Origin of the sequence: Rhodococcus jostii RHA1, assembly GCF_000014565.1 — a bacterium.
Lineage (GTDB): Bacteria > Actinomycetota > Actinomycetes > Mycobacteriales > Mycobacteriaceae > Rhodococcus_F > Rhodococcus_F jostii_A.
This window is the reverse complement of record NC_008268.1, coordinates 7,281,837-7,300,301: the sequence shown is the minus strand read 5'-3', so window position 1 is coordinate 7,300,301 and position 18,465 is coordinate 7,281,837. Positions and strand designations below refer to the sequence as shown.

Sequence of the window (18,465 nt, the reverse complement as noted above, 5' to 3'; positions counted from 1 at the left end):
AGAAGGTGCGCTGACGCCTCGGCTCAGGCGTCGTCGCGGGATTCGCGGTGTTCGCGTAGCTCTTTGATCTCGCGAGCGAAGTCCTCGGCGGAGCTGAACGACCGGTACACGGACGCGAAACGCAGGTACGCCACCTCGTCGAGATCACGAAGCGGACCGAGAATGGCGAGGCCCACCTCGTTGCTCGGGATCTCCGCGGAACCCGACGCCCGGACCGCGTCCTCGACCTGCTGGGCAAGAAGATTCAGGGCGTCGTTGTCTACCTGCCGGCCCTGGCAGGCGCGGCGCACACCCCGCACCACCTTCTCCCGGCTGAACGGTTCGGTGACACCACTGCGCTTGACCACCGACAGCACAGCGGTCTCGACGGTGGTGAACCGGCGACCGCACTCGGGGCACGAACGGCGGCGACGGATGGCCTGTCCTTCGTCGGCTTCTCGCGAATCGACCACACGTGAATCGGGGTGCCGGCAGAACGGGCAGTGCATGGCGATTCCTTCGTCGTAGCCGTCGTGGCCGCAACTGTTCGCCTCCCCCGATGGCGAACCGACGAAAACGGATTCACGCAGCGGATGCACGATCTCGACGCGACCACACGAAGTGGTGGGACTGACAGCATCCGAGACTACTCGGCCGCCCGAGGGGACAGTCATGCAGAGCCACCCCCGTCACCGGTCAGAGGACGACGGGACGATCAGACTCTGGCCCGGGTGGAGCGCCGAATTGGACATGGCGTTCAGCTCCATGATTTGCTCGACCACCTGTGCCACCGGCAATTCCGGGGAGATCCGCGCCGCGAGCGCGGCCAGGCTCTCCCCCTGCTGCACCTGCACGACCTCCGTGGCCGCCGAGTTGCTCACACCGTCGGTGGTGGCCAGCTGAGCCACCCCGACGAGCCCGCACAACACACCCGCGGTGATCACGACACTCGCGAGCACCATCCGCCAGCCGACATCGTTCGACCCGCGCGAATGATCGGCGCGGGAGACCCCGGTGTGAGTGGGCCGGTACGCGACGGCGCCGGACGACGGCCGCCGCAGCTCACCGTCGGTGCGACGGCGGCGCGGCTCGGTCCGGTACGACCGTGCGGCCCCGGAACGGACCACACCTCGTTCGAGTGCCTGCCGGTTCAGCACTGCCTGCCGATGGAGAACTGCGTTGCTCATCGGTACCTCCGCTGCTCGTATCCGTTGTCGTCAAATCCGTTGTCGTATCCGCTGCCGACCCGGTCGGCGTCCGACCCCTCCGGGCGTTCGATCACGCGTTCGAAAGAACACATGTTCGATTTCTACCACGGCAGTCCGACAATGTCTCTACTTCTCGCGACACGTGTCGAACAGATGTTTGAAACTCCGAGGAAAGCGGGATAGATTCGTGTCACGCGGCACAGCAGTCACATGCGACCCATACCGAGAACATCCACATACAGACGGAGGCACCTCGCCATGAAGGACGACAGCTCGACCGACGGTTCGACTCCACGTGTGAGCGGTGGCTCCGCCGCCGGGTTGACCGACCGGCAGCGCCGTGTCCTCGAGGTGATTCGCACGTCCGTGAACGAGCGCGGTTATCCGCCGAGCATCCGCGAGATCGGCGACGCCGTGGGGCTCACCTCCACGTCCTCCGTCGCTCATCAGCTGCGCACGCTGGAGCGCAAGGGCTTCCTCCGCAGGGATCCCAATCGTCCGCGCGCGGTGGACGTACGCGGCCTCGACGAGGTGGCGGCGGGAGCCGCGGCGAACGCGAGCGCCGCCGTCGGACTGGCCGCGGTCAAGTCCGGTGCCGACGGCGCACCTCTGCCGGAACCCACGTTCGTCCCGGTCCTCGGCCGGATCGCCGCCGGTGGCCCGATCCTCGCCGAGGAAGCAGTCGAGGACGTCTTCCCGCTCCCCCGTGAACTGGTGGGCCAGGGCTCGCTGTTCCTGCTCAAGGTCGTCGGCGAATCGATGATCGATGCCGCGATCTGCGACGGCGACTGGGTGGTGGTCCGTCAGCAGAATGTGGCGGAGAACGGAGACATCGTGGCAGCGATGATCGACGGCGAAGCCACCGTCAAGACGTTCAAGCGCACCGAGAACGAGGTGTGGCTGATGCCGCACAACCCCCTGTTCGATCCGATCCCCGGCAACGATGCGGTCATTCTGGGCAAGGTCGTCACGGTCATGCGCAAGATCTAGTCACTGCCGCGTGGAGACACGAGGAGGCCCCACGGCGACTGCCGTGGGGCCTCCTCGCATCCACCCCGGATACGCAGGTCGCGCCTCGTCAGAGATTGAGGCCGCGACCGATGATTTCCTTCATGATCTCGGTGGTACCGCCGTAGATGGTCTGGACACGGGAATCCATGTACGCCTTGGCAATCGGGTACTCCTTCATGTATCCGTAGCCGCCGTGCAGCTGCAGGCACCGGTCGATCAGCCGGACCTGCGCCTCGGTGGTCCACCACTTGGCCATCGCCGCTTCCTGCACCGACAGCTTCTCGTCGTTGAGCAGTTCGATGAACTTGTCGACGAGCACTCGGACGGCCGTTGCCTCGGTGGCGAGTTCCGCGAGCACGAAGCGGGTGTTCTGGAAGCTGCCGATCGACTTGCCGAACGCCTTCCGGTCGCGGCAGTACTGGATCGTCATGTCGAGTGCCGATTCCATTGCGGCCGCGGCTACCACGGCGATCGACAGCCGCTCCTGGGGAAGGTTCTTCATCAGGTAGAGGAAGCCCATCCCCTCCTCACCGAGAAGGTTGGCGGCGGGAACGCGGACGTCGGTGAAGCTGAGCTCCGCGGTGTCCTGCGCCTTCATCCCGATCTTGTCGAGGTTGCGGCCGCGTTCGAAGCCCGGCATGTCCCGTTCGACGACCAGGAGGCTGAATCCCTGCGCCCCCTTGTCGGGATCGGTGCACGCGACGACGATCACGAGGTCGGCGTTGATGCCGTTGGTGATGAAGGTCTTGGAACCGTTGAGGACCCAGTCGTCGCCGTCGCGCACGGCGCGCGTCTTGATGCCCTGCAGATCGCTGCCGGTGCCCGGTTCGGTCATCGCGATGGCCGTGATCAGCTCGCCCGACGCGAAGCCGGGCAGCCAGCGCTGCTTCTGCTCCTCGTTGCTCAGTTCGAGCAAGTACGGCGCGACGACGTCATTGTGCAGGGTGAAGCCGATCCCGCTGTACCCGCCGCGGGTGGTCTCCTCGGTGATTATCGCGTTGTACCGGAAGTCGCGCACACCGCCGCCGCCGAATTCCTCCGGGACGGCCATGCCGAGGAAGCCCTGCTTGCCGGCCTCGACCCACAGGCTGCGGTCGACGATGTTCTGCTCTTCCCACTTGGCGTGGTTCGGCTCGGCATGCTGTGCGAGAAACTTGCGGTACGACTCCCGGAACAGTTCGTGCTCCGGTTCGAACAGGGTGCGCTCCACGCCGACTCCTCGTATCAACTATCTGGGTCCGTCTCGTTCGACGGTAGAGGCGAGGAACTACGTGGTGAATGACCCAGGTGATCGGGATTCGTGACCCATTCGGTCACCGTGTCAGGGCTTGCGGAACCGCGCGAGCGAGCGCATCACCGGGTAGGCGACGAGGATGCCGACCGAACCCCACGCGATGCCACCGAGTTCCACGGACCCGATCGTCAGCGTCAGGTCGCCGATGCCGGCGACGAGCGCCGCAGCGACCACGGTGAGGTTCACGGGGTCGGTGAAGTCCACCTCGGCGTCCATCCAGATGCGCACACCGAGGACGCCGATCAGGCCGTACAGCACGAGGGTGGCGCCGCCGATGACACCGTTGGGCACGGTGAACACGAGGGCACCGAACTTCGGTGAGAACGCGAGAACCACGGCGGTGGCGGCCGCGACCCAGTAGGCGGCGGTGGAGTAGACCCGCGTCGCGGCCATGACTCCGATGTTCTCGGCGTACGTGGTGGTCCCGGAGCCGCCGCCGAATCCGGCAAGGGTGGTGGCCAATCCGTCCGCGACGAGGGCGTCGCCGGCGACGTCGTCGAGCGACCGACCGGTCATGGCCGACACCGCCTTGACGTGGCCGACGTTCTCGGCGACCAGGACGATGACCACGGGCAGGGTCAGCGCGATCACGGACCACTCGAACGTCGGTCCCCGCAATTCGGGCACGCCGAACCAGGCCGCCTCCCGCAGCGCCGTCACCCGCTCCTCGGCGAGTCCGCCGATCACGGCTGCGAACACCCAGCCGACGACGACCCCGACGAGGATGCCGAGACGGCCCAGCAGTCCCGGACCGAGCACGGTCACGAGCAGGATCGCCAGCAGGGTCACCCCGGCGATCAGCGGTTGCGATTCGAACGAATCCACCGCGGTGGGTGCGAGATTGAGCCCGATCAACGCGACCACGGCGCCCGTGACGACCGGCGGCATGACGGCGTCGATGACCCGCGATCCGGCCAGCTTCACCGCGATGCCCACCACGAGCAGCAACAGACCCGCAGCGGCGACACCGCCGAGTTGCGCGGCGGGACCCGAACTCTGCGACGCCGTCAGCGGCGCGATGAATGCGAACGACGATCCGAGATAGCTGGGGATGCGGCCGCGGGTGATGAGCAGGAACAGGGCCGTCCCGATACCCGAGAACAGCAGTGTCGTCGTGACCGGGAACCCGGTGATGGTCGGCACCAGGAGGGTGGCGCCGAACATCGCGATGACGTGCTGCATCCCAATTCCGACCGTGCGCGGCCAGGTGAGGCGCTCGCCGGGAGCGACCACCTCGCCCTCACCGATCCGCCTGCCGTCACCGTGCAGCGCCCACCCGAACGCCCGCGTGGGGGTGGACGGGCCTGCTGAGCCACCGGCCGGACCGTCGGGGGCGTCGGTTTCTCTTTTCGTCACAGTTCGCCAATAGTAGGCACGATCTGGGAGTTTCGCGCCCTCGGGACCGGATCCCGCAGCACACCCGGGGCTACGCGCCCAGTACCCGGACCGCCGCGGCGCGCGCCTCCGCGGGATCGCTCGTGGCGAGCACGTCCTCGGCGGCACGACGGCAGTCGTCCAGCGAGACCGATCCCACCTTCGCACCCACACCGGATACAGCGGCACCTGCGCAGGACAGCGACGTGACCCCGAGTCCGATCAGCACGCAGGCGAGCAGCGGGTCGGCGGCCGCCTCGCCGCAGACGCCGACCGGTTTGCCCGCCGCGATGCCCGCCTCGGCCGTGCGGGCGACGAGCGCGAGGACCGCCGGTTGCCAGGGGTCGGTGAGCGATGCCAGGTCGGAGGACATCCGGTCGGCGGCCATCGTGTACTGCGCGAGGTCGTTCGTGCCGATGGACAGGAAGTCGACGTGGCGCAGAAGACGGTCGGCCAGAAGCGCGGCGGCCGGTACCTCGACCATCACGCCGGGCACGAGTCCGCGAGCGCGGACCTCCGCCGCGAAGGATTCGGCCTCGGCGGGCGTCGAGATCATCGGTGCCATCACCCACGGCTGCGACTGCGTCTGCTTCGCCGCGGCGGCGACGGCGTCGAGTTGCCTGCTGAGGATGCCCGGATTCTGTTCGGCGATCCGGATTCCACGGACCCCGAGCGCCGGGTTCGCCTCTTCGGCGTGGTTGGCGAAGCGCAGCGGCTTGTCCGAACCCGCGTCGAGCGTCCGGATCACCACTTTCCGGCCGGCGAACGCGTCGAGCACCTCGCCGTAGATCTCGGCCTGCTCGTCGACACCCGGCTCGGAATCGCGGTCCAGGAAGCACAACTCGGTGCGGAACAGTCCGACGCCCTCGGCGGCGGTCGTGGCTGCCGACCGCGCACCGGCCCCGTCCTGAACATTGGCCAGAATCGACACGGAATGTCCGTCGCTCGTGCGGCCGGGCCCCTCCCACGACTGGATGCGGATCCGTTCGGCGCGGCCGTGTTCCACGGCGGCGCGGGCCTCCACGGGGTCCGGTTCGACGACGAGTTCGCCCGCCGAGCCGTCGAGGAGGACGGGGGTGCCCGCGACGACGGATTCGAGGTCACGCACCGCGACCACACACGGAATGCCCAGCTGCCGAGAGATGATCGCGGTGTGGCTGGTGGGGCCACCGAGGACGGTCACGAGTCCGACGATCAGCTCGGGATCGAGGCCGGCGGTGTCGGCGGGCGCGAGGTCCTGGGCGCACAGGATCGACGGCGTCGAGGGCACGGGGATACCTGGTTCGGACAGACCGAGGAGTTCGGACACCACGCGGTCACGGATGTCGCGCAGGTCGGTCACGCGTTCGGCCATCAGCCCGCCCATCTTGGTGAACAGGGTGGCGAACTGCTCGGTGGCCTCGGCTGCCGCCTCCTCCGCCGGGGTTCCACCGGCGATCAGCTTCTGCGCGGCACCGAGCCAGCCGCGGTCGGCCGCCATCGCCGCGTTCGCCTGCAGCACCTCCGCCGCGGCGCCGGAGACGCTCGCCGCGCGGTCGCGGAGTCGTTGCGACACCACGGCGGCCGCTTCCTCGAAGCGGACCTTCTCCGCGTCGCGCGACACCTCGTCGATCCGGGCCGATCCGGATGCGACCTCCGGCCGCGGAGCCGGCCAGATCACCGGCGCGTAGGCAATGCCCGGTACCACCGGCGTACCTCGCACGATTTCACGGTTTTCGGTCATCGGGTCCTCCTGGCCGGTTCGTTCTGTCTTCGCACAGTCGGAAATGCGAATCGACTATGTGACGGAGATTACTCTCAACTCTTGACATGTCAACACACTCGGGCGTAAAACAACATGACACAACATTTCGTGTGATGCAGACCATAACGGATCACATCATCGAACACTTCATCGACGAGAACAGGAACGAGGTCACGGTGTATCCGGAAGAACGCCAGCAAGCGGTCACCACGCTGATCTCGCAGCGGGGTCGCATGTCGGTCGCGGACCTCTCCGACACGTTCGGCGTCACCACCGAGACCGTGCGCCGTGACCTCGCTCTACTCGAGCGTCTCGGCCACATCCGCCGCGTGCACGGCGGCGCGGTACCTGCGGGGTCCCTCACCGTCACCGAGCCCGGCATGACGGAGCGCGACCACACCCGCGCCGAGCAGAAGGACCGGATCGCCAAGCGCGCCGCCACCTACCTGCCGCCGTCCGGTGGCAGCGTGCTGTTCGACGCGGGAACCACGACGGGGCGCATCATCCCGGAACTCCCGTCCGATCTGGACCTCACCGTGATCACCAACTCCGTGCCGATCGCCGCCCGGCTCGCGGGGCTCAATTCGGTGACGCTCCACATGCTGGGCGGCCGGGTGCGCGGCATCACGCAGGCCGCCGTCGGCGAGGAAGCGCTGCGGATCCTCGACGTCCTCCGCGTCGACGTCGCGTTCATCGGCACCAACGCGCTCAGCGTCGGCCACGGCCTGTCCACACCGGACACCGAGGAGGCTGCGGTCAAGCGCGCGATGGTCCGGTGCGCCAACCACGTCGTCGTGGTCGCCGACTCGTCGAAGGTCGGCCGCGAGCACCTCGTGAGCTTCGCCCCCATCCACAGCGTCGACATCCTCGTCACCGACGCCGACATCAGTTCCGCAGACCGAGCCCACTTCCACGACCAGGGAATCGAGGTGGTGATCGCATGATCGTCACGCTGACCGCCAATCCGAGCATCGACCGCACCGTCAACCTGGTGGGGCGCCTCGAACGAGGAACCGTCCTGCGCGCGGCCGCCACCCACAGCGACCCCGGCGGCAAGGGGGTCAACGTCGCCCGCGCGCTCACCTCGGCCGGTGTCGCCGCTGTCGCCGTACTCCCCGGCAACGAGGGCGATCCCCTGCTCACCGCCCTGTCCGAGCACGGGATCGAACACGTGACCGTGGCAACGTCCGGTCCGGCGCGCACCAACATCACCATCACCGAACCGGACGGCACCACCACCAAGGTCAACGAACCCGGCGTCGCGATGTCGGCCGAATCCCTCGCCGATCTGCAGTCGGAGATCATCGAGCGCGGGTCCAGGGCCGAATGGGTGGTGCTGTCCGGGTCGCTTCCCCCGGGCATTCCCACCGACTGGTACGCCACGCTCGTCGAGGCTTTGCGCTCGGCGCCGTGCAGGGTCGCCGTCGACACGTCGGACGCTCCACTGCTCGCGCTCGCGGACCGGTTCCCCGCGGCCGCTCCCGACCTCGTGAAACCGAACAGCGAGGAGCTCGCGCAGCTCACGGGCGCCGACGGGCAGTTGCTCGAGGAGTCCGCGCTGCGCGGGGACCCGACGGCCACCGCCCATGCCGGCAGGCAACTCGTGGACCGCGGGGTCGAAGCCGTCCTCGCGACGCTCGGCGCCGCGGGTGCGGTTCTCGTGACCGAGGCCGGCGCGTGGTGGGCCACGCCACCACCGATCGTCGCCCGCAGCACGGTCGGCGCCGGCGACTCGTCGCTGGCGGGCTACCTGGCAGCACACATGTCCGGTGCAACGCCCGCCGACTGCCTCCGATCCGCCGTCGCCTACGGCAGCGCGGCGGCAGCCCTCCCCGGCACCACCCTGCCGACCCCCGAACACGTCGACATCGACGCCGTCACTGTCACCGCTCTCAGCTCCCCCGCCCCCGATCCGGCCTGAACAAGAAGGAAACACCATGTCTCACTCGACACCCGACCGCGATTCGGGGCCGCAGATCATCAGCGAAGATCTGATCTCCCTGGACACCGACCTCGGAGCCTCCAAGGAGGACGTGATCTCCGCGCTCTCCCGGCGTCTGGCCGACGCCGGTCGCGCCACCGAGGCGGACGCTCTCCGCGACGCCGCTCTGGCGCGTGAATCACAATCGGCGACAGGACTTCCCGGTGGGATCGCGATCCCCCACTGCCGTTCGGAAGCCGTTGTGGCGGCGTCCCTCGGATTCGCTCGGCTCGCCCCGAAGGTCGACTTCGGCGCCCCCGACGGACCCGCAGATCTGGTGTTCCTCATCGCCGCACCCGAAGGTGCGGGCGCGGAGCACATGAAGCTGCTCTCCTCACTCGCGCGGGCACTGGTGCGCCCCGCCTTCGTCGGCGCGTTGCGTGATGCGAAGACCCCCGCCGAGATCGTCACCCTGGTGAACGACGTCCTGGCACCCGCACCCGCCGCCACACCGGCTGCCGCGGCCCCCGCCGCCGCGGCTGCGGCAGCCCCCGCGGCGGCCGCCGCGGTCCCGGCTCCGAAGCCCGAACCGGTCGCCCCGGAGAAGGAACCCGAGCCCGAAGTGGGACCGAAGCACATCGTCGCGGTCACGGCCTGCCCGACCGGCATCGCCCACACGTACATGGCGGCCGACTCCCTCGTCGCCGCCGGCGAACGCGCGGGGGTCGTCGTCCACGTGGAGACGCAGGGTTCGAGCGGAAGCACACCGCTGGCACCCGGTGTGATCGCTGGCGCATCCGCCGTCATCTTCGCCACCGATGTCGGGGTGAAGGGCAAGGAACGCTTCGCAGGCAAGCCGGTGGTGGCGTCGGGCGTCAAGCGTGCCATCAACGAGCCCGACACCATGATCACCGAGGCACTGCGCGCGGGCATGAACCCGTCCGCGGCCATCGTGGACGCGGGTAGTGCCGGCAGCGCGGCGGACGAGCCGGCCGGATCGATCGGCTGGGGCACCCACCTGCGTCAGGTGCTGCTCACCGGTGTCAGTTACATGATCCCGTTCGTCGCCGCCGGCGGTCTGCTGATCGCCCTCGGCTTCCTGCTCGGCGGGTACGAGATCTCCGGTCCCGCGGAGGACATCGTCCTCAGCAACTCCCTCGGCCAACTCCCCGAGGGTGGCCTGGCGACGTACCTGGGCGCGGTGCTGTTCCAACTGGGTTCGCTGGCGTTCAGCTTCCTCGTGCCCGCTCTGGCCGGCTATATCGCCTTCGCCATCGCCGACCGGCCCGGTCTGGCGCCGGGCTTCACCGCGGGTGCCGTGGCAGTCTTCGTCGGCGCCGGATTCATCGGAGGCCTCGTCGGTGGTCTGATCGCCGGTGTCGTCGCGCTGTGGATCAGCCGGATCCCGGTTCCCCAGTGGTTGCGCGGCCTGATGCCGGTGGTGATCATTCCGCTGTTCGCGACCCTGATTGTCGGCGCCCTCATGTTCCTGGTCCTGGGCCGTCCGCTCGCCTCGATCACGTCGGGCCTGACGAACTGGCTCAACGGTCTGTCCGGCAGCTCCGTCATCTTCCTCGGCATCATCCTCGGCCTGATGATGTGCTTCGACCTCGGTGGCCCGGTGAACAAGGCAGCGTACGCGTTCGCGGTGGCCGGTCTCAACGTCAACGATCCCGCCTCGCTGCGGATCATGGCGGCCGTGATGGCGGCGGGCATGGTCCCGCCGCTGGCGATGGCTCTCGCGTCGACCGTCCTGCGTCCCAGCCTGTTCAGCGAGGCGGAACGCGAGAACGGCAAGGCGGCCTGGCTGCTCGGCTCGGCGTTCATCTCCGAAGGTGCCATTCCGTTCGCCGCCGCCGACCCGCTGCGCGTCATTCCCTCGATGATGGCCGGCGGCGCCGTCACCGGCGCCCTGATCATGGCGTTCGACGTCACCCTCAGCGCACCGCACGGCGGAATCTTCGTCTTCTTCGCCATCGGCAACCTGCTGTGGTTCCTGGTGGCGCTGGCCGCCGGTGTCGTCGTCGCCGCACTGTGTGTCGTCGGCGCCAAAGAATTCATCAAGCCCGGCGCGTCCGACGCCGAACTCGACCCCGACGTTGCGACAGTCGCAGCGTAAGAGAAACAGATCGACCCGCTCGACCCGCATCAACCCCACCGACAGAGGAGAGAGTCCATGCCCAGCACCACAGTCGCCGTCGGTTCGTCCATCGGCCTGCACGCCCGTCCCGCCGCCGTCATCGCCGAAGCGGTTGCCGCCGCCGGTGTGCCCGTCACGCTGGCCGTGGCGGACGGCGAACCCGTGGACGCCGGTTCCGCACTGCTCATCATGACGCTCGGCGCCACCAAGGGCACCGACGTCACGGTCACCAGCGACGACGCCGACGCCGTCGAGAAGGTGGCCCAGCTGGTGGCGGCCGACCTCGACGCCTGACCGGTTTCCGGCCGTCAGCCGGTGAGGCCCAGCTGACGGCCGGTCCAGTCCATCTCCCCTTCGAGCGCCGCACCCCAGGTGGCGCCCTCGTGGCCACCGGGGAGTTCGTAGTACCGCACGTTCAGACCGGCCGCCCGCGCGGCAGCGAACATCCGCTGCTGCTGCGGGCGGTATTCGTCGTCCGCCGCCCCGGCGACGAACACCCCGGTCAATTCCGGGAACTGCCGCGTCCTCAGCACGTCGACCGGATTGACCGCCGCGAACGCACGCTCGTCGCCGGCGAACGTCGCCGCGACCGTCCCCGCGTGATCGCCCAGCGAGGGCTCGTCCTGACCGAGGAAGTCGAGAAACGTCGGGTAGATCGCCGGATAGTTCACAGCCAGCTGGATCGAACAGGTTCCCCCGTAGGAGAATCCGCCGATCGCCCACTGCGCAGGATCATGCGACACCTGCAGAGAGTTCTCGATCCACGCGGGGACGTCACGGGCCACGTAGGTGGCGGCGTTGCCCAGCGCCGAATCCAGGCAGAGCGGATTCGCGTCCTGCGCCCCCAGTGCGTCGACCACCACGACGACCGGCGCGAGGCCGTCGTGCCGCGCGGCATACGCATCCACCGTGGACCCCAGTCGTCCGCTGCTGAACCAGTCCTGCGGGCGCCCGGGCTGTCCCGCGATCATGACCATGACGGGGAGCACGGCGCGGGGTGACGTCAGGTATGCCGGCGGCAGATACAGCACCGCCGGCCGGGCGGGGAATCCGGATTCGGTGCCCGGGATCTCCACTTCCGTCACCACACCGGAGCCGGGTGTGCGCACCGGACGCGTCCACACCGAGTCCATCGGGGTCCCTGCCTGCACGGCGCTCTCGAACCCGGGGACGTCACCGAACGACACCGGCTCGACGACCGTCGGCGCGCGGTGTCCCACCAGCGAACCGACGGTCGGGAAGACGCCGACCTCCGCATTGACCTGCCCCACCGCCGCGGCCGCGACCACGGCACCTGCCGTCCCGACCGCCGCGGCGAGCCGGACACCGGGTTTGCGGAGCAGGATGGTGGCTGCGAGTACGAGGGTGCCGACGGCGAGCCAGATCCGCGCGTAGCCCGCCGGCGGTATCTGATTGGGAAGCGGCCGGTACCGCGCCCACACGGCTGCCCCGATCACCGCGGTCACGGGCACCGCGACCGCGGCGGCGCGGAGGATGGGTGCCCGGGCGGAACGCGACGCCGCGAGCATCACGACGACGCCCGCCACCACGGCGACGGTCGATACGATCTGGGCGCGACCGTGCTCGAGCGACAGGTGGGCGATACGCGACAACAACTCGTGGGCGTGCACCCCGCCAGTATTCACAACGCGTCGGCCACCGAAAGAATCAGGCTCGCAACATTTCCCGCAAAACAGACCTATCGGGCACGGCGGCGGATCAGGAATCCGGCGACGACCACGAGCACGACCGCGCCGCCGGCGATGCCGAGCCCCCACACCGTTCCCGGCGACTGCGCCGACGCCTCGTCGACGGCTGTCTGCGCGCGGGCCTGCTCCTGCACCCTCGACACCGCCCCGGGCAACGTCTGAATCGGCGGAACGGGCCCCTCCCGCGCCTCGGAGGCGATCAGCAGGTCGCCGTTCTCGGTGAACGCGATCGACTCCCCCTGCGGCTGCTGCGGCACGTGTGCGCGCCCCACGGGCCCCGCGGCGAACGCGGCGGCCAGGTCGCCGTCCGGGGCCGAGAACAGGAACACGTCGGAGTAGCTGCGGACGGCGGCCACGGTTCCGTCGGCGGACACGGCGCCGCCGGTGAACATCGTCGAGTGCAGGGCCGGGGCCGTGGTGCCGCTCCCGGTGGTGGCGTCGTCGGCGCCGTTCGTCTCCGCGACGTCCAGCGTCCCCACCTTCTCGAGCGGGGTCGGGCCGGGGCTCGCGAGGTCACCCACGACGGCACCCCCCGCAGGCCGGTACACGCCGCCCGCCCCGACCACTTCCTTCGTGACGATCAGCGGGGTGCCGTCGCGCTGGACGAGAACGGTCTCCGCGTCGTGCGGGCCGTCCGGATACGTCAGCCGATGCAGTTCTCCCGCACCGGTGTCGCGGTCCATCGCGATCAGTGCCACCGTGTCGCGGCGGCGTCCGTTGTCGCCGGTGTCAGCGAGCCACAGCCGGCCGTCGGGGCCGGACGCCATGTCCTCGACGTCGTACGGATCGACCGGCAGCGGAAGCCACCGCTGCACGGCGCAGTTCCCGTCCATCACCGCGACCGCGCGATCGGAACCGCTGTCACCGACCGCGTAGAGCAGTCCCCCCGCCGACACGAGCCCCGACAGCTCTTCCAGCGAGGCCTCGTCGGGGGTTCCGGCGGCCGAATCGTCGGGAGTGCAGAGCGGACCGAACTCCGACGCGTCGACTGCCGTCTGATCGCGGAAGAACGGCTCGGCCGATCCGGCGCCCGCCGCCGCGAGCGGTGTGCACGCAGCGAGGACTGTAACCGCGACACGGAGCGACCACCGTGAGCGGTCAGGCACTGCCGTTGTACTGAACCAGTGCCGACGCCAGCGCCTCGGGCACCCGCGCGTGGACGCGCGTGCCGTCCTCCTCGTGGGACGAGTCGAGGATCTGTCCGTCCGAGTGGATCCGCGCCATCAGATCTCCCCGGTTGTACGGGAGGAGCACGCTGACCTCGATCTCCGGGCGGATCAGGACGTCGCTGAGATGCGCGCGCAACTCGGCGATGCCTTCCCCGGTCCGGGCGGAGACGAATGACGCGCCGGGCAGCAGGCCGCGCAACTGGGTCAACGTGACCGGGTCGGCCGCGTCGATCTTGTTCACCACGATGAGCTCCGGCGGCGCTGCGGCGTCGTTCTCCCGGATAACCTCGGTGATCACCTCGTGGACGGCCCTGATCTGATCCGTGGGCAGCGGATCGGAGCCGTCGACGACGTGCAGCAGCAGATCCGCGTCCGTGACTTCCTCCAGCGTCGAGCGGAACGCCTCGATCAGCTGCGTCGGCAGGTGCCGCACGAACCCGACGGTGTCGGTGAGGACGTACTCGCGGCCGTCGTCCAGCGCCGCCCGCCGGGTGGTGGGATCCAAGGTGGCGAACAGCGCGTTCTGCACCAGCACCCCGGACCCGGTCAGCGCGTTGAGCAGGCTCGACTTGCCGGCGTTGGTGTAGCCGACGATCGCGATGGACGGGGTCTCGCTGCGCAGTCGCCTGGTGCGTTTGGTGTCGCGGGCGGCCTTCATGCCCTTGATCTCGCGGCGCAGCTTCGCCATCCGCTCCCGGATTCGCCGGCGGTCCGTCTCGATCTTGGTCTCACCGGGACCACGCAGACCCACGCCGCCGTTGCTGCCGGCGCGACCACCCGCCTGCCGGGACATCGATTCACCCCAGCCACGCAGTCGGGGCAGCATGTATTCCATCTGGGCCAGCGCCACCTGCGCCTTGCCTTCCCTGGACGTCGCATGCTGAGCGAAGATGTCGAGGATGAGGGCCGTCCGGTCGATGACCTTGACCTTGACGACCTTCTCCAGCGCGGTCAGCTGGGCGGGAGTCAGTTCACCGTCACAGATGACGGTGTCGGCGCCGGTCGAGAGGACGACCTCACGGAGTTCCTCGGCCTTACCGGAACCGATGTAGGTGGCAGCGTCGGGTTTGTCCCGCCGCTGGACGAGGCCCTCGAGGACCTCGGACCCGGCGGTCTCGGCCAGAGCCGCGAGCTCGGCCATGCTGGATTCGGCTTGTGCCGCGGTACCCTGCGTCCAGACACCGACGAGCACCACGCGTTCGAGGCGCAGCTGTCGGTATTCGACCTCGGTGACGTCTGTGAGCTCGGTGGAGAGCCCGGCAACTCGGCGCAGCGCGCTGCGGTCCTCGAGTTGCATCTCGCCGACCGAAGGGCGCCCGTCGTCGTAGGCGAACTCAGTGGAGTCGGAGATCGGCGATTCTTCTGTGCGATGTGTTTTCGTCATACACCCTCATGATCCCACGGAATGTCGAGGGAGCGCACGTGCATTTCGCGCAGGGCGATCAGGCGAGGCCGTTCCACCAGCCGTCGTCGAGGGTTCCGGACGCCACCAGGACGGACGGTCCGCGCAACGTCGCCCGGCCGCCGGACACCGCCACAGTGACCTGACCACCAGGAATACGGACGTTCACCTCACCGGAGTCGGCACCGTCGAAGCGCAGCGCGGCGGTGGCCGCGGCCACCGTGCCGGTGCCGCACGACCGGGTTTCGCCGACCCCGCGCTCGTGCACCCGCATGTCCACGGCACCGGAATCGATGCGGGTGAGGATCTCCACGTTGACGCCGTGCGGGAAGAAGCCGGGGTCGAACCCGGGTGCGGCCGTCAGGTCGAGGGCCGACAGGGACGCCGCCGTGAGGTGCGCATCGACACACGCCAGGTGCGGGTTGCCGACGTCGATGCCAATCCCGTTGAAGACCTTGCCGTCGATGGTCGCGGCACTGGTTCCCAGATCCCGCACCACACCCATGTCGACGGTGACCTCACCGAAGGCGCCGTCGGCCGAGTGCACGATTACCGGTTTGCCACCGGCCCGGCTGCCGACCACGAACTCGTCGCGGGACTCGAGCCCTGCCGCCCGGAGGTAGTGGGCGAAGACGCGGACGCCGTTGCCGCACATCTCCGCGATCGATCCGTCGGCGTTGCGGTAGTCCATGAACCAGTCGTCCTCCGACGTGCCGTCGGGGAGTTCGGCGAGCACACCGGCGCCGGCCAGCGCACCGGCCTTCGCGACGCGCAGGATTCCGTCGGCGCCGAGCCCACGCCTGCGATCGCACAGCGCCGCCACCCGCGGAGCGGACAGGTCGATGCGGACATCGGGATCCGGGAGGACCACGAAGTCGTTCTCGGTGCCGTGTCCCTTGCTGAAATCCATGCGCACCACTCTAACCAACGGTCGAGCGGGTGCTGTTCATCTTCACTGCCGCGGTGCGGTTCATCTACGCTGCCGCGGTGCGGTTCATTTACGCTGCCGGGCGATTTCGTAGAGGGCGACGGCGCCGGCGGAGGGGGCGCCGAGGGAACTCGCGGCACCCCCGATCGGGATGTTGACCACCGTGTCGCAGCCGTCGCGCCACGCGGCGCTCATCCCGCGGGTCTCGTTGCCGATCACGAGCACGGTGCCGCCGCCGAAGTCGTGGGCGTCGATGGTGACGGAGCCGGTCTCGTCGGTGCCGACGATGTGCAGGTCGGTTCCGGACGCACGCCGGGCGTCGCGGAAGGCGAGGATCTCGTCGACGGACGAGACCGTGACGACGGGCATCGCGAAGAGGGATCCGGTGGAGGCGCGGACACTACGGGGGTCGAACGGATCTGCGCCGTGGCCGACGACGACGACCGCGTCGGCGCCGAACGCGTTGGCGGAACGGACGAGGGTGCCCAGATTTCCGGGTGAGGCTGGCCGGTCGAACACGACGATCAGGGGGACGGACTGCAGTCGCAGGTCCTTCAGTCGCGGGGTTCGTGTCTTCGCAATGGCGATCAGTTCCGGCGCGGTGGTGGTGGTCTTCTCGCCCAGTTCGGCCATCAGTTCGGCACTGACACCGATCTGTTCGACGGACCGGGTCTCGAGCAGTTCCCGCGCCCAGTCGGACAATGGCGGGCCGTCGATGCGGTGCAGCAGCGATTCGATCGGCCAGTCGTGTTCCAGCGCCAGGTTGAGGGGGCGGACGCCCTGGATCAGGAAGCGTCCCGCCTTCGTTCGCTTGGCGCGGTTGGTGAGGTAGGACTGCCACTGCTGAAAGCGGGCGTTGCGGGTGGTCACCAGCAGGGACGGGGCCGGACGGTTGCGTCCGGACGGTGCGCGGCTCATCGTTCTCCCATTCTTCGGGTCTCGCCGAGGGTGCGGATCGTGGTGTCCGCGAGGTCGGGGTCACTTCCGTCGACCCAGTGGATGCGGGTGTCGCGGCGGAACCACGACCGTTGCCTGCGCACGTAGCGCCGGGTGCCGATGAACGTGCGTTCCTGCGCCTCGTCGAGGTCGTATTCGCCGTCGAGCCACGCGAGGACCTGCGCGTAGCCGATGGCCCGGGGGGCGGTGACGCCCTCGCGCAGTCCCACGTCGATGAGCCCGCGCACCTCGTCGACGAGCCCGCGTTCGAACATGAGTCGGGTGCGGAGCCGGATCCGGTCGTCGAGTTCGGCGGTGTCCCGGTCGACACCGACGATGTGTGTGCCCCAGCGCGGTTCGCCGATGCGAGGGGCCGACGCCGCGAACGGCTTCCCGGTGATCTCGACGACTTCGAGAGCACGGACCAGGCGTCTGCCGTCGGTGGGGAGGATCGACGCCGCGGCCTCGGGGTCCACCCGGCCGAGTTCGGCGTGGACGGCCGCGACGCCCTTCTCGGCGAGGACGGCTTCCCAGCGCGCCCGCACCGACGCATCGGTGGCGGGGAAACTCCACTCGTCGAGCAGCGACTGCACGTACATCATCGATCCGCCGACGATGACCGGCACGGCGCCGCGCGCGGCGATCCCCTCCACATCGCGGACCGCCGCCTGCTGATAGTTCGCGACGGTGGCCGTCTCCGTCACGTCGAGCACGTCGAGCTGGTGGTGCGGGATTCCGCGGCGCTCGGCCGGGGCGAGTTTGGCGGTGCCGATGTCCATGCCCCGGTACAGCTGCATCGCGTCGATGTTGACGATTTCGCCGCCGAGACGTTCGGCCAGGTCCAGTGCGAGATCCGACTTTCCGGTGGCGGTCGGTCCGACGACGGCGATCGGCACGGGTGACGTCACGGACGCCACTCCCCCACGTGGTAGCCGACTCCGTAGGGTGCTGCGCTGTACAGCGTCCGGCAGGATGCGGGCGGCGCGTCGAACACGCCGGCGAGCACCTGCCACGGGACGCGCCCGCAGATGCCGAGGGACTCGCACTCCGTGGGTTCGAGGGCCAGCAGCGCGTCGCGGTCGCCGGTGTCGAGCGCCGCGTCGATCCTGGCCTGCACGCCTTCCGCGCGCGGGTCGAACGCGCCCGGCGCCTTCGCCGTGAGGGTGTTCGCCCCGTCCGCGACGATCACCAGCCCCCGCGGCTCCGGGTCCCGGTCGAGAAGCGTGCGCAGTTCCGCGCCGTAGGCGGCGCACTGCTCCGGGGACAGGTCGGCGGCGAGGATCCGCGCGTCGACGACGGCGTCCGGCGCGCACGTCCCCCGGATCCACCCGGCCGTCAGCGCCGCGAGCGGCAGGTCGGGGTCGGGATCGCCTGCCGGACCGGGCCGCAGCGCGATCCGCACGTCGACGCCGTAGCCACGGTAAGTGCCCTGGGCGTCGGGCCGCACCTCCACCGCGGCGGGTGCCGCTCCGACCGCCACCCACTCGATGGCGAGCGCGGACAACGCCTTCGCCGCTGTCTGGACCGCGTCCCGCAACGGCGCCGTCTCCGCAGCGGCCGCCCCGGTCAGTTCGGGTACCAGTAGCGGTGGGGACGGCACGAGGATTGCGGCGGTGAACACACAGTCACGCTAGTCGACCGTCCGAGCGG

Annotated in this window: 17 protein-coding genes; 5 read left to right on the top strand and 12 right to left on the bottom strand. The window is 69.3% G+C overall.

All coding sequences use genetic code 11. From position 1 onward, the window contains the following. Nucleotides 1-23 precede the first annotated feature (23 nt). Nucleotides 24-488, bottom strand: a complete 465-nt coding sequence (nrdR, locus tag RHA1_RS33185) for a transcriptional regulator NrdR (RefSeq protein WP_015890458.1) — start codon at nt 486-488, stop codon at nt 24-26. Between the two features lie 180 nt (nt 489-668). Further along, the gene (locus tag RHA1_RS33180) at nt 669-1,166 is read right to left on the bottom strand and encodes a LysM peptidoglycan-binding domain-containing protein (protein ID WP_011598579.1); all 498 of its coding nucleotides are present in this window, start codon (nt 1,164-1,166) and stop codon (nt 669-671) included. A 279-nt stretch (nt 1,167-1,445) separates the two neighbouring features. On the opposite strand from RHA1_RS33180, the gene lexA reads away from it, so the two are divergent. Then, nucleotides 1,446-2,177 (top strand): transcriptional repressor LexA, encoded by a 732-nt coding sequence (lexA, locus tag RHA1_RS33175; protein WP_009480043.1) that lies wholly within the window; start codon nt 1,446-1,448, stop codon nt 2,175-2,177. Between the two features lie 88 nt (nt 2,178-2,265). Here lexA and RHA1_RS33170 read toward each other — a convergent pair whose 3' ends face one another. The 3 genes from RHA1_RS33170 to ptsP all read right to left on the bottom strand — a co-directional run bounded on the left by RHA1_RS33170 (nt 2,266) and on the right by ptsP (nt 6,589). Next, nucleotides 2,266-3,408, bottom strand: coding sequence for an acyl-CoA dehydrogenase family protein (locus tag RHA1_RS33170; RefSeq protein ID WP_011598578.1), 1,143 nt, complete (start codon nt 3,406-3,408; stop codon nt 2,266-2,268). Nucleotides 3,409-3,519: 111 nt separating this feature from the next. Then, the gene (locus RHA1_RS33165; RefSeq protein ID WP_009480041.1) at nt 3,520-4,848 is read right to left on the bottom strand and encodes a uracil-xanthine permease family protein; all 1,329 of its coding nucleotides are present in this window, start codon (nt 4,846-4,848) and stop codon (nt 3,520-3,522) included. Nucleotides 4,849-4,918: 70 nt separating this feature from the next. Continuing rightward, nucleotides 4,919-6,589 carry a phosphoenolpyruvate--protein phosphotransferase gene (gene ptsP / locus RHA1_RS33160; protein WP_011598576.1) on the bottom strand — a complete coding sequence of 557 codons (1,671 nt, stop codon included), beginning with the start codon at nt 6,587-6,589 and terminating at the stop codon, nt 4,919-4,921. 197 nt (nt 6,590-6,786) lie between these two features. On the opposite strand from ptsP, the gene RHA1_RS33155 reads away from it, so the two are divergent. Genes RHA1_RS33155 through RHA1_RS33140 form a run of 4 tightly spaced genes read left to right on the top strand, consistent with a single transcriptional unit; the run spans nt 6,787 to nt 10,965 of the window. Beyond that, a complete protein-coding gene (locus RHA1_RS33155) occupies nt 6,787-7,554 on the top strand; it encodes a DeoR/GlpR family DNA-binding transcription regulator (protein ID WP_029537508.1) in 768 nt (255 codons plus the stop codon). Then, on the top strand, nt 7,551-8,531 hold the full coding sequence (gene pfkB / locus RHA1_RS33150; protein WP_011598574.1) for a 1-phosphofructokinase: 981 nt from the start codon (nt 7,551-7,553) through the stop codon (nt 8,529-8,531). Before RHA1_RS33155 ends, pfkB begins: the two co-directional genes overlap by 4 nt. Before the next feature lie 16 nt (nt 8,532-8,547). Continuing rightward, nucleotides 8,548-10,650 carry a PTS fructose transporter subunit IIABC gene (locus RHA1_RS33145; protein ID WP_011598573.1) on the top strand — a complete coding sequence of 701 codons (2,103 nt, stop codon included), beginning with the start codon at nt 8,548-8,550 and terminating at the stop codon, nt 10,648-10,650. A gap of 57 nt (nt 10,651-10,707) precedes the next feature. Continuing rightward, nucleotides 10,708-10,965, top strand: a complete 258-nt coding sequence (locus tag RHA1_RS33140) for an HPr family phosphocarrier protein (RefSeq protein WP_005261132.1) — start codon at nt 10,708-10,710, stop codon at nt 10,963-10,965. 14 nt (nt 10,966-10,979) lie between these two features. Here the strand turns inward: RHA1_RS33140 and RHA1_RS33135 are convergent, their stop codons facing one another. The 7 genes from RHA1_RS33135 to RHA1_RS33105 form a co-directional block, all read right to left on the bottom strand. Further along, complete coding sequence (locus RHA1_RS33135; RefSeq protein ID WP_041812235.1) at nt 10,980-12,302, bottom strand: alpha/beta hydrolase; 1,323 nt, start codon at nt 12,300-12,302, stop codon at nt 10,980-10,982. Nucleotides 12,303-12,370: 68 nt separating this feature from the next. Beyond that, complete coding sequence (locus tag RHA1_RS33130) at nt 12,371-13,486, bottom strand: hypothetical protein (RefSeq protein ID WP_011598571.1); 1,116 nt, start codon at nt 13,484-13,486, stop codon at nt 12,371-12,373. Next, complete coding sequence (gene hflX / locus RHA1_RS33125) at nt 13,479-14,933, bottom strand: GTPase HflX (RefSeq protein ID WP_011598570.1); 1,455 nt, start codon at nt 14,931-14,933, stop codon at nt 13,479-13,481. The genes RHA1_RS33130 and hflX overlap by 8 nt, the downstream gene beginning before the upstream one ends. A 58-nt stretch (nt 14,934-14,991) precedes the next feature. Continuing rightward, the gene (gene dapF, locus RHA1_RS33120) at nt 14,992-15,861 is read right to left on the bottom strand and encodes a diaminopimelate epimerase (protein WP_009480032.1); all 870 of its coding nucleotides are present in this window, start codon (nt 15,859-15,861) and stop codon (nt 14,992-14,994) included. Nucleotides 15,862-15,945: 84 nt separating this feature from the next. Next, nucleotides 15,946-16,797, bottom strand: coding sequence for a TrmH family RNA methyltransferase (locus RHA1_RS33115; RefSeq protein WP_011598569.1), 852 nt, complete (start codon nt 16,795-16,797; stop codon nt 15,946-15,948). After that, the gene (miaA, locus tag RHA1_RS33110; RefSeq protein WP_011598568.1) at nt 16,794-17,723 is read right to left on the bottom strand and encodes a tRNA (adenosine(37)-N6)-dimethylallyltransferase MiaA; all 930 of its coding nucleotides are present in this window, start codon (nt 17,721-17,723) and stop codon (nt 16,794-16,796) included. The genes RHA1_RS33115 and miaA overlap by 4 nt, the downstream gene beginning before the upstream one ends. Further along, nucleotides 17,720-18,436: a class III extradiol dioxygenase subunit B-like domain-containing protein gene (locus tag RHA1_RS33105; RefSeq protein WP_011598567.1), complete on the bottom strand. Its 717-nt coding sequence runs from the start codon at nt 18,434-18,436 to the stop codon at nt 17,720-17,722. The genes miaA and RHA1_RS33105 overlap by 4 nt, the downstream gene beginning before the upstream one ends. Between the last annotated feature and the right edge of the window lie 29 nt (nt 18,437-18,465).